Origin of the sequence: Leptospira fainei serovar Hurstbridge str. BUT 6, from assembly GCF_000306235.2 — a bacterium.
GTDB classification, from domain to species: domain Bacteria; phylum Spirochaetota; class Leptospiria; order Leptospirales; family Leptospiraceae; genus Leptospira_B; species Leptospira_B fainei.
Genome location: NZ_AKWZ02000011.1, coordinates 224,440 through 236,586 on the forward strand (window position 1 = coordinate 224,440; position 12,147 = coordinate 236,586).

At 42.9% G+C, this 12,147-nt stretch carries 6 protein-coding genes; 3 read left to right on the plus strand and 3 right to left on the minus strand.

The window, feature by feature from the left end:
• The first annotated feature begins 45 nt into the window (after window positions 1-45).
• A complete protein-coding gene (locus LEP1GSC058_RS18755; RefSeq protein WP_016551111.1) occupies window positions 46-2,643 on the plus strand; it encodes a cation-translocating P-type ATPase in 2,598 nt (865 codons plus the stop codon).
• Here the strand turns inward: LEP1GSC058_RS18755 and LEP1GSC058_RS18760 are convergent.
• Genes LEP1GSC058_RS18760 through LEP1GSC058_RS18770 form a run of 3 tightly spaced genes read right to left on the minus strand, consistent with a single transcriptional unit; the run spans window position 2,640 to window position 7,670 of the window.
• The gene (locus LEP1GSC058_RS18760) at window positions 2,640-5,126 is read right to left on the minus strand and encodes a glycogen/starch/alpha-glucan phosphorylase (protein WP_016551211.1); all 2,487 of its coding nucleotides are present in this window, start codon (window positions 5,124-5,126) and stop codon (window positions 2,640-2,642) included. The two genes, LEP1GSC058_RS18755 and LEP1GSC058_RS18760, sit on opposite strands and share 4 nt — an antisense overlap.
• A gap of 17 nt (window positions 5,127-5,143) precedes the next feature.
• Window positions 5,144-6,334 (minus strand): glycoside hydrolase family 57 protein, encoded by a 1,191-nt coding sequence (locus LEP1GSC058_RS18765; RefSeq protein ID WP_016551202.1) that lies wholly within the window; start codon window positions 6,332-6,334, stop codon window positions 5,144-5,146.
• A gap of 4 nt (window positions 6,335-6,338) precedes the next feature.
• Window positions 6,339-7,670, minus strand: coding sequence for a glycosyltransferase family 4 protein (locus LEP1GSC058_RS18770; RefSeq protein ID WP_016551130.1), 1,332 nt, complete (start codon window positions 7,668-7,670; stop codon window positions 6,339-6,341).
• A gap of 169 nt (window positions 7,671-7,839) precedes the next feature.
• On the opposite strand from LEP1GSC058_RS18770, the gene glgX reads away from it, so the two are divergent.
• Both glgX and malQ read left to right on the plus strand, forming a co-directional pair.
• Entirely contained in the window at window positions 7,840-10,044 is a 2,205-nt protein-coding gene (glgX, locus tag LEP1GSC058_RS18775; RefSeq protein WP_016551296.1) for a glycogen debranching protein GlgX, read from the plus strand.
• Complete coding sequence (gene malQ / locus LEP1GSC058_RS18780; RefSeq protein WP_016551375.1) at window positions 10,037-12,145, plus strand: 4-alpha-glucanotransferase; 2,109 nt, start codon at window positions 10,037-10,039, stop codon at window positions 12,143-12,145. Before glgX ends, malQ begins: the two co-directional genes overlap by 8 nt.
• The last annotated feature ends 2 nt before the right edge of the window (window positions 12,146-12,147 follow it).

A 12,147-nucleotide genomic window follows, 5' to 3' on the forward strand; every position in this document is an offset into this window, starting at 1 on the left:
ATAGGCCGCCGGATTTTAAAATCGAGGATATATTGATTTATCTGCATGTCAGTCGTCGACGCCGGTAAGCTCTCAGGCCTGACCTCCGAAAGAGCCAAGAAATTACTTTCGGAGGTCGGCCCCAATGAATTGCCGAAATTAGAGTCGTCTTCCCTTTTTCGGACGATCCTGTCCGTGTTGGAAGAACCGATGATTTTCCTCCTGCTGACATGCGGAGGTTTATATATACTTCTCGGCAAACCCGAAGAAGCCGTCGCTCTTTGTATCGCCGTAATAGCGGTAATTTCCATAACAATATTCCAAAAGAATAAAACAGAAACCGCGTTAGATTCGTTACGGGATCTTTCGATTCCGTTTGCAGTAGTAATTCGGGACTCGATAAAATCGTCGATTTCCGCGAAAGAAATCGTCCCGGGGGATTTGGTATTCATTCGGGAAGGGGAACGTATACCGGCTGACGGTTTTTTGGTTCAAGATCTTAATTTGCAAATAGACGAGTCCTTAATCTCGGGCGAATCAGTTCCCGTTGTTAAACGAAGCCTACTTGAGAGAACCGCTGATGATTCGGATCCCCTCGTCGAGGATTCCTCCCGATCCGTTTACGCGAGTTGCTTAGTAGTTGCAGGTGAAGGGATCTTTACAGTAACGGCGACAGGGTCTTCTTCACTAGTCGGAAAGATCGGCCAAGCTCTCGGAAAAATTCAGACCCTAGACACTCCTCTTCAAAGGCAGGCAAAAAAGCTAACTTTACGGATCACCATATTCGCGGCGGTTTTCTTTTGTCTTATCGTGGCCGGATTAGGTGTCCGAACCGGAAATTGGCTGGAGGCGTTTCTTGCAGGCTTAACGTTTTCCATGGCGATCCTGCCCGAAGAAATTCCTATTATCCTTACCATTTATTTATCTTTAGGGGCCTGGCGAATCTCGAAAGTCAAGGTCTTAACTCGAACCTTAGGGGCCATCGAAACACTGGGAGCGGCAACGATTCTTTGCGTGGATAAGACCGGAACACTTACTGAAAATAAAATGGAAGTTCGTAAATTATATGTTCCGAATTCCCAGGGCGGATCCTATCTGGATTGCAATTCAAATATGAGGATACTGCCGGAAGAATTTCATTCCATATTAGAATTTTCTTTACTAGCATCCAAACAAGATCCGTTCGATCCGATGGAAAAAGGGATCAGAAATCTAGGCATTTTGACATTGGCCGGAACGGAACATTTGCATACGAACTGGGATCTTGAGAAGGAATATCCTCTTTCCGACAAACTCGCCGCGTTAAGTTATGCCTGGAAACAAGGCGACAATCAAGATCTTGTTATAGGAACGAAAGGAGCGCCCGAAGCAATCTTCGATCTTTGCCATTTAGACGCCGATACGACTGCAAACTTTTCAGAAATCGTGGAAAGACTATCCTCGGAAGGTCTCAGAATTCTGGGAGTGGCCAAAGCTAATATACACTCCGAAAAATTGCCGTCGCAGCAGCATGATTTTATATTCGAGTTTTTAGGGTTGGTATGCCTGGAAGACCCGGTTCGACGAGAGGTGCCGGAATCGATTTCAAAGTGCATCGGAGCAGGCATAAAAGTCGTAATGATCACCGGCGATCATCTCGGAACCGCAAAAAGTATCGCAAAGAAGGCCGGAATTCCCTTCGCAGAATCCGTTTTAACCGGTGCCGACTTGAATTCTTTGAATGATGAGGCTCTTAGTAAAAGAGTCGAAGAGGTTGGAATCTTTTCTAGAATCACTCCCGATCAAAAACTGCGTATCGTTCAGGCGTTTCAGTCCAACGGAGAAATTGTCGCGATGACCGGAGACGGTGTGAATGATGCCCCTGCATTAAAGGCCGCTCATATCGGGATCTCCATGGGTAAAAGAGGAACGGCCGTCGCTCGAGAGGCCTCCGATATCGTTTTGTTAGACGACAGCTTTTCAGCATTGGTGGATGCAATCAGTCTAGGTCGCAGAATCTACGATAATATCCGAAAAGGAATTATCTATGTATTATCGGTTCACGTACCTATAGTAGGAATGTCGTTACTACCGGCAATCTTCGCTATTCCCCTATTCCTGTTCCCTGCGCATGTCCTTTTTCTGGAACTGATCATCGATCCGGCTTGTTCTTTAATTTTCGAAGGTGAAGAAGAGGAAAAGAACGGGATGCATCGACCTCCGCGAGCTTCCAACGATAGCATCATCGATCTCCGCACGGGAGTCGTTTCCCTCGTCAGAGGACTCGTGTCTTTGATTGCAGTTCTATTCGTTTATTTTTATGCAAAATACCAAGGTTTTAATCAGGAAGAAAGTAGAACGTTGGGATTCATCTGCATCATATCCGGAAACGTATTTTTAATTCTCACAAATCTCTCCTGGACGGAGCCTTTCTACCGGAGAGTAAAATCAATTTCACCCATTTTCTATATCTTACTATTGTTCGTCCTAATTTTCATGGTCTCCACGATAAAAGTCGAGTTCCTAACGAGGCTATTCGGATTCGCTCAAGTGAAATCTCAAGATGCGATATTGGTTACGATCATAGGCATTTTGAGCGTCCTATGGTGGGAAATCCTAAAGAGCAGAACCGCCGCTCTAAAAATTGCAAAATCGAATACCGTATTTTCGAGAAATGCGTCCTAACAAACAACACGCCGAACCTTCCATATCTGATCGGCATATTTCTGAACCGTATTATCGGAAGAAAATCTTATACTCTTACAAGTATTTATAATAGACTTCCTCGTCCAGTTTCCCGTATCCTTAAAATCCCGCGAAATTAAATCCTGCTGTTCCAAATAGGAATGTAAATCCGCAAGAATAAAATATCGATCTCCTTCATCCGTAATCGAAGAAACCAAATCCTCGAATAAGTCCGCCGGATTCCCCGCTAAGAAGTCGTCCCGAAGGGAATCTACCAACTCGCGAACCAGAGCGTCTTGTTCGTATAATAGAACAGAAGAATAACCTTCCGCTTTCATCTTCGCCAATTCCGAAACGGTCTTTCCGAATATGTAAAAATTTTCAGCTTTAACATCTTCTAATATTTCAATATTCGCCCCGTCTAAAGTGCCGATCGTAATCGCTCCACTTAATGCGAATTTCATGTTTCCGGTTCCAGACGCCTCCGTTCCGGCTGTGGAAATTTGTTCGGAAACGTCGCACGCGGGAAAAATTCGATCCGCTAAGCTTACCCGATAATCCGGTAAAAAAACCACTTTCAACTTGTCTCGTACTTTCGGATCTCCGTTTACTACCGTCGCGACGGAATGGATTAATTTTATGATTTTCTTTGCTCTATAATAACCCGGAGCCGCTTTCCCGGAAAAAATAATCGTCCTGGGAGTATAATCCAAGTTAGGGTCGTCTATAATTCGTCTATAATCTCTTATAATTCGTAAGACATTCAATAGCTGTCTCTTATATTCGTGAATCCTCTTAACCTGAGCATCGAAAATGGAATCCGGATCGACTTTCTGATCGCAAGAGCGGGATATAATCGAGGCGAGCTGGATCTTGTTCGATCTTCTACAGAGCCTCCATTTCTCCCGAAAGCCGGCATCCGAAATGAAAGGTTCCAATTTATGTAATGCATTTAAGTTCGCCTGCCATTCCTTTCCGATCGAATCACTGATCAATTTTGTTAGGCCCGGATTCGATACGAGAAGCCATCGACGATAAGTGATTCCATTCGTCACATTTCGGAATTTACCGGGATATATACGGTCAAAATCGGGGAACAATTTCTCTTTTATAATCGAAGTATGCAAATCTGATACTCCGTTAACGGACGTCGATCCGATGATCGCAAGATGGGACATGCGAACACTTTTAGGGATAGTCTCGCTAACCAGCGAAAGATTCGCGATAGTATCCTGCTTTTCTCCTCTTTTCTTCAGATGTTCTATAAAATAGTAATTTATCGAATAGATGATCTCGAGATGTCTAGGCAATAACCACCCCAATAAATCCACGTTCCACGTTTCCAAAGCCTCAGGCATAACCGTATGATTCGTATAACCGAAACATTCTTTCGTAATCGCCCAAGCTTTTTCCCATTGGAGTCCATGTTTGTCCGTTAAAAGCCTCATAAGCTCCGGGACTCCCAAGGAAGGATGAGTGTCGTTCATCTGAAAGAAGGTCCGCTCCGGCAAATGTTCCCAAACAGGATCGCCATCCTCCTCCTCTATAAACGTGTGTAATGCGTCCTGAATAGTCGCACTGGTAAGTAAATATTCCTGCTTCAGTCTAAGTTCTTTTCCTTGAATGATATTATCGTTCGGATATAGAATCTTAGAAATGTTCTCTCCCTTTTCCTTATCCTCGACCGCTTTGAGATAATCTCCATGGTTAAAATAGTCTAAATTGAACTCGGCGCTCGATTTAGACTTCCATAACCTAAGATTTGCGACGGACTTAGTATTATAACCGGGCACCAATATATCGTAAGCCTGCGCGATAATCGTTTCTCCGGGAATCCAAAGAGATTCCGTCTTGCCATCGGGAAGATTTTTCTTAACGACGGAGCCGTAAAAGTGTACCGGGTAAGATAAATCGAAACGGGAAATTTCCCAGGGATTTTCCTGACTTAACCAATTGTCCGGAGCCTCTATTTGATACCCGTCTTCTATCTTTTGGTGAAATATGCCGTACTCGTATCGAATTCCGTTTCCTTGGCAAGGAATATTAAGCGTAGCCATACTTTCTAAGAAACAGGCCGCTAAACGACCTAGTCCGCCGTTTCCTAACGCCGCATCATGCTCCTCTCTCGCTATCTTTTCCAAATTGTACCCGAAATCCCGTAAAACCTTCTCAGTTAGATCCCTCAAACCCAAATTGACAAGATTACTCTCAAGAAGGGTTCCGATAAGGAATTCCATAGATATATAATATACCCTTTTACCTCTGACACTTCGAACGGAATCCTGAAATTCATTCCACCGACTGATCAGGATATCGCGTATACTCAGAGCCACTGCCTGGTATAAATCCTGATTCCTGATAGTCCGTTTGTATTTACCCAAATCATATTCGAGCCTTCGAGCAATGGATCTCCTTAATAATTTCTCGTTTACTTTCGAATTGGATTCGAATAATTTCCAAAGTTTACTATGACGACCGCGCATATGATCAGCTCTATACCTTATCGAAGAATTCTCAGTTTAAAATCCTGTAGCACGTTCATATAAGATTCGAACGCCTCATTTGGTGTAAAAAACGGTGCGAATGCTTTCTGCCCGAATTGCTCGCGATCAAAAAATCGATTACCCATAGAATAAAAATTATCGGACGTTTGTAGCCTTCCGAATAAATCCAAGCATTCCTCCGTACCTTTCCGGTAGACATCCTTTTCCAATGCATAAAGAGTTTCTAGAGCTTCCTGCTGCATTGAATTTCCGATCCATTCAGACACATACTCGTCTTCCGCCAAAACCAGATCTCCCATATCGATCGTGTCTCGAGAATCATAGAGATTAATGACCTCGGAAGGCGTCGAAAATCGGAAACCGGATCGATTAAATACCTGGTAAAAGAGTTCATCCGGAATGATTTCCAAAAATTCGAATATCCCGTCATCAATCCATCTATGATCCCCGAAATTCTCGAAGTCCATGAATAGATTAACGATTTCTCCTTTATCCGAAAGTGATCGAATCCAACTTAAAAATTCATCCGGCTGCGAAAGCAAATATCTAGACTCTTTATCGGAAAATCGAAACGCGATATCCTCGCTCAATTGGAAATTTTTCGTCAGAATTTTCATGGTCGGAATATGCTTAGCGGAATATACGAAATTCGGACTTCTGCCATAGAGTAATTTATCCGCACCCTCCGTTAATATCCCCTTATAACCGACTTTATTAACAAGACTGGAGATGCGATTAGAATAGATCAGCTCGGTATTCCTGAATATTCTCGGGGAAACGCCGAATTCAATGCGCATCAGTTTATCGTGTTCTTCGATTTGCCGATAAAATTCCCGCTCGGAATAGAGGGAAGCAAGGGAATGATAGTATGTCTCCGATAGAAGTTCCACTCCTCCTAAAGATACCAGTTTCTTGATCTTATCCAAGACTTCCGGGTACCATTCTTTCAACTGTTCCATAACGGTTCCCGTTATGGAAAAACTCACCTTAAATTTATTCCCATACTTATTACGAAGTCGTAATAACTTATCGATTGTAGGAATATAACACCTATCTCCGACCTTGCGAATGATCTCCCGGTTTTTAACGTCGTCAAAATAACCGACACCCGATCCGATATCGCTTGAAAGATATTTTTTTAAGCGATATGGCTGGTGAACTTCAAAGTAAAAACATATCGAAGTCATAGCATTATTTGCGATTTATTACCTTCGCATAAACTTCTTCGATTCGTTTCCCCGTCTTGGACCAGGAATTATTAGTCGCTTCTTCAAGACCTCCGTCACGAAGAGTAGCATGCAGATTGCGATCGGATAAAACGCTCACGATTTTACTCGCCATATCTTCCACGTCCCAAAAATCCACCTTAATGCAATTGTTTACAACCTCCCCGACTCCGGATTGCTTCGATAATATGACAGGAACTCCTCCGCTCATTGCTTCTAGCGTGGAAAGGCCGAAAGGCTCCGATACCGAAGGCATGATATACAAATCAGCCATGGAATATAATTGCCGGGTTTCTTCCTTGGATAGAAAGCCAGTGTAATGAAAGTATTTTCCGATTCCCAAATCGGCGGCCATTTCAATCATTCTCGCATACATATCTCCGGTTCCTGCCATAACGAACCGAACATTATCGGCAACCTCTAGGACTCTTTTCGCCGCCCTGACGAAATAATCCGGACCTTTTTGAAATGTTATTCTTCCTAGGAAGAGAACCAATCGCTCCTGATTTTCAGTCGATTTATTTTTCCGAAGCAGGTTTCTATCCAATTCAAATTCGACCCCGTTATGAATAGGATAAATCTTATATTCCGGCACGGAATATCTTTCCATTAAAATTCTTTTAGTATAATTGCTAACCGTAATGATAGCGGCGGCCTCCTTAAAGGCAGCCCGTTCCAAATCGTATACTTGCTGATTTACTCGTTCCCCGCTTCTATCGAATTCAGTCGCATGAACGTGACAGATTAACGGTTTGCCGGTGGACCTTGCCGTCTCAACTCCCGCAGGAAAGGTCATCCAATCGTGACAATGGATTATTTCGAAATCCAATTTGCGGGCCAAAATGGAATTAAATCTAGCATACAATTGAATATCGTTTATGATGTTGTTCGTATAACCGGATTGAATTTTCACAGACTCGTCGTTTGAAGAATGCCGAATCGTTTCCGAAAGGGTAGCCACCTTTTCCATCGTAAAAGGTTCGGTTTCACGTAGGCTAATCTCTCGAGAAGATTCATATGGATGAAATGCTTGAAGACTTAAGCTTTTATAAATTGATTCTTTCTGCAATTGAAAAAGAATTTTTCTTTCCTCTTCCTCGAAATCGACGACACTTCCTTCTACGTCGAACATTTTAATATTCTGTAATTTTGGTTCCTCACCGGAAAGATGAGGCAGAACAAAGTAAATCTCGTTGCCTGAATCCGAAAGAGCTTTGGCAATGTTATAGCATGCCGTTCCTAATCCTCCGGTAATCTTGGGGGGATATTCCCAGCCGATCATTAAGACTTTGAACATATAAATTCCATTCGAAAATGCTCCTCTAAAAAATCAAAGATGCAATTAATAATGCTTTCGATCGCTTATTCCGTTAGTTGATAATTATCAAAGGGCGTTAATGACATTATCGAAGTGAGATATTTATAACGATATTGACTTTTAAACTTTAACGGAGTGATGATGAGTAGTGAGCCCAAATGTTTTCCCCGGAAAGCCGGAACCGTTAGGAGCAACCTTTGTGGACGGAGGCATCAACTTCTCCGTCTATTCTGAATTTTGCGATTCCGTTGATTTATGTTTATTCGATTCCATAGATTCGCAAAAAGAATCACAAAGGATAAGAATGCCTTCGAAAACCGGACCGATTTGGCATTGTTTTCTACAGGGAATTAAACCGGGACAACTGTACGGTTATCGAGTGCACGGACCCTATTCGCCTGAAAAAGGACATAGGTTCAATGAAAATAAGGTCCTATCGGATCCTTATGCAAAATGGATCGCCCGACTGCCCACCTGGCATTCCTCCCTATTCTCATATTCTAGAACGGATTTACAGTTCAGGGAGATTCCCCCAGAGGAACTCCTGAGAATGGACACGCGAGATAACGCTCCCTTTGCGGCGCTCTCGGAGGTGATTCATTCCGACTTTGATTGGGAACAGGATGTACGCCCGAATATCCCATGGAAAAATACAATTATTTACGAGGCACACATCAAAGGAATGACGGCTTTACATCCGGATATTTCTCCGAAGTTAAGAGGAACATATGCAGGCTTCTACTCTGAACCGATCATAAGACATCTAAAGAAATTAGGAATCACTACCGTCGAATTACTGCCGATACACCAATGCTTCGATTCATTAAGACTTTATAATAATCACCTTACCGATTATTGGGGCTACAATAGCCTGACCTACTTCTCCCCGGACAGAAGGTTCTCCCGTTCCACTTCGGGTATCGAATGCATAAACGAATTCAAGAATATGATTAAACAACTACATAAATCCGGAATCGAAGTAATACTAGATTCAGTCTACAATCATACTTGCGAAAATTCCCATTTCGGACCGAGTCTTTCGTTCAGAGGAATCGATAATTTCTCCTATTATAAGTTAGATAAATTGGATTTAACGAAGTATGATGACAGCACGGGGACAGGAAATAGGCTCAATGTAGAGAACCCGTACGTAGCCAAAATGATCCTAGACAGTATGAAATTTTGGGTAACCGAAATGCACATCGACGGATTCAGGTTTGATCTAGCTCGGTCCTTAGTAAGAAACGAAAAAGTTCCTAACAACATCGAGAACCCATTTCTTACGGCGATCAATTCCGATCCGGTATTTTCCGGAGTCAAGCTCATCGCAGAACCTTGGGATTTAGGTAAGGACGGCTACCAGATCGGAAGCTTTCCGAAACCTTGGAGCGAATGGAACGCACAGTTTAGGGATTGCAGTCGGAAGTTTTGGAGAGGAGACCGCGGAATCTTAGGCGAATTCGCGACTAGAATCGCCGGGTCCAGCGATTTATTCCGAAAAGAAGGAAGAAGTCCGTATTCAAGCATCAACTACGTGGCATGCCATGACGGCTTCACGCTGGAAGACCTGGTCTCGTATGAAAAAAAACACAATGCGGAAAACCTAGAGCAGAATAAGGACGGGTGGGATTATAGCTATAGTTCCAATTTTGGAGTGGAAGGTCCGACGACATCCGGCGAAATTCTTTCAAGAAGAGATAGACGAAAACGAAATCTTTTAACGACCCTCTTTATTTCCCAGGGTGTTCCGATGATTGGCGCCGGAGACGAATTGGGCAAAACCCAAAAAGGAAATAACAACTCATATTGCCAAGACAACGAAACGAATTATATAAATTGGGATCTAGATGCGAGATATAAAATTCTTCTTGAATATGCAATTAATTTAATTCGCTTCAGAAAGGAACACTCCTCTCTAAGGAGAGACCAATTCTTCGAAGGAAAATTACGACCGGATCATTTTTCAAGGGATATTCTTTGGATCTCAGAAACAGGTGAAGAGTTGGTAAAATCGCAATGGGAATCCGAAGCGAGAAAGAGTTTCGGATTCCTATTACCCCCTCCATCCGACAATAACGAATCGTTAAACGATGATATTTCGAATCGAAATTCTTCGCTTCTTTTTCTGTTAAACGCTTCGGAGGAACCGATCGATTTTCTATTAACGAATTACTTAGGAGACGGAATTTGGATACGAGCATTCGACACATGGGAGGCTGAATTCGATCGGGAAACGTTTTCGCTTAACGTTGGACAAAAATATAGGTTGAGGGAAGAAAGCATGGTCGGATTTCATTTTACAACGGCTCAGGCGAGTCCGATTATGAAAGACAAAGGCCTTTCGTATGAATGAAACAGCGGTTTACGAAGCTTTCGGAATCCTTCCCGAATATACCGATTTAACCGGTCAAGCCCATCGCTTAGAAACGAACACTTTCTTAGGAATCCTCGTCGCATTAGGTTATGATCCGAAAGAAGTTTCCGATCCCGAATCTATTTTAAGGAAAAAATCGACGAATAAATCCTCAAGGATTCTTGAACCGGTCTATTTTATTCCCGTAGATTCCCAGCCTGGACTAATTAGGATTCGTTTAACCAAGGATCAAAGCATTGAAACCCTTAGCTTCCGAATTATTCTTGAGGAAGGACCGACTTTCAACGTTCGAGTGAAAGATATATCAACGGAAGAGAGCAACGACGACGATCTTCGTCTCATAACGATTTCGTTATTAGAACCTCTTCCTCCCGGGTATCATACGCTACGATTGGAAAACTTACCTGAGTCTTATGCGCCGGCGGGCGTTTTAGAATCGATTCTTATCGTTTACCCCGAAACTTGCTACGACTGGTCGGATGACTGGAAACGCAAAGGGATTTCTCTTCAATTATATTCGGTTCGATCTCCTTGGAACGACGGCATCGGAGATTTTAAAGACCTTTTGGAAATAGGATTAGATTGCTCTCGGAATGGATTTTCCATCCTCGGAGTAAATCCTCTACATGCGCTATTTCCTCTGGAGCCGGATCGAAGAAGCCCTTATTCCCCTTCGAATCGTTTGTTTAAAAATCCTTTATATATTCACTTGCCTTGGGTTTTCCAAGATTTTGGATACCGCGAACTCGAATCGGAATATCTGATCGAGAGAAACAATCCGAAGTTTCTCGAGTTGATTTCGGATGAGCATATAGATTATGCGAAAGTCTCCGAATTTAAGATGAGATTCTTGAGAGCGATTTTTCAGCGGTTTATGGAATCGTTGCCGGCGCAGAATCCGGAAGTTTTTTCCCTATTTCAAGAATTTACCGAAGCCGGTGGAACTTCACTTTTCAGACATTGCCTTTTTGACGCGAGTCGAATCATTATTGAAACCTTGGAAACTTCACCTTCAAAGCAAAGACTAACGCACGTAGGCCTGCTCGAAACGGAGATCGAGGAAAAGTCGAAAAACCTGACGTATGAAGTTAGGTTTTACCAATTCATTCAATGGATCGCTGAAAAACAATTCTGCCGGGTGGTCGATTCTCTCCATAGCATTCAAGTATCCGTTTACACGGACCTAGCTGTCGGCCCTGATCCGGGGGGATCGGAAGTTCAGATCGCCGGACGAATTTTTTCTTCGGGTGCGGCAATCGGTTCCCCACCGGACGAGTTTTCACCAAACGGTCAAAACTGGGGAATTCTACCTTTAATTCCCGACCGCTTACGGGAAGATCATTACGAACATTTCATAGAGTTATTGAGGACGAACATGCCCAAAGATGGAATCCTGAGAATCGATCATGCTGTGGGATTATTTCGCTTATTTTGGATTCCTTACTCCGGAGCGGCAGGAGGGTACGTAGCCTATCCATGGGAGGACCTGCTCAAAATTCTTGCACTGGAAAGTCAAAGAAACAGATGCGCGATCGTTGCAGAGGATCTAGGTCTAGTGCCCGTTGAAGTCAAAAAGATACTTTCGGAATTCGGAATTTACCTAACTAAGGTTTTGTATTTCGAAAAGCATGACAGCCATGAATATAGCTCTCCAACCCATTATCAATTACGAACGGTAGCCTCCTTAAATACTCACGACCTGCCCACTTTAAAAGGTTACTGGAATTCGGAAGACATAAAAGAACGTTTTAGAATAGGCATGCTAAGCTGGGCTGAATACGAAACTTTGCTTGCCGAACGGGAATCGGATAAACAGATGATGGTCGCGTTGATACGGAAGGAAGGAATTTTATCTACGCATAACGGAAACGGAATGCACGGTAGCGAAATTGCAGACGCCTTACTTAAGCTTCTAACTTCTGCAAATTCAAAAATCCGAATGTTTGCAATGCACGATATTTTAGGGGAATACAAGCAGACAAATCTTCCAGGGACTACGAACGAATATCCGAACTGGAAACTTCGGTATTCTTTATTCTGGAAAGATCATCCGTTCTTTAGGAAAGATCCCAAATCATAAAA

Excerpts from the sequence above, each read along its gene's own strand:
- malQ (WP_016551375.1), top strand. The coding sequence starts at position 10,037 with ATGAATGAAACAGCGGTTTACGAAGCTTTCGGAATCCTTCCCGAATAT.
- LEP1GSC058_RS18755 (WP_016551111.1), top strand. The coding sequence starts at position 46 with ATGTCAGTCGTCGACGCCGGTAAGCTCTCAGGCCTGACCTCCGAAAGA.
- LEP1GSC058_RS18760 (WP_016551211.1), bottom strand. The coding sequence starts at position 5,126 with ATGCGCGGTCGTCATAGTAAACTTTGGAAATTATTCGAATCCAATTCG.
- LEP1GSC058_RS18765 (WP_016551202.1), bottom strand. The coding sequence starts at position 6,334 with ATGACTTCGATATGTTTTTACTTTGAAGTTCACCAGCCATATCGCTTA.
- LEP1GSC058_RS18770 (WP_016551130.1), bottom strand. The coding sequence starts at position 7,670 with ATGTTCAAAGTCTTAATGATCGGCTGGGAATATCCCCCCAAGATTACC.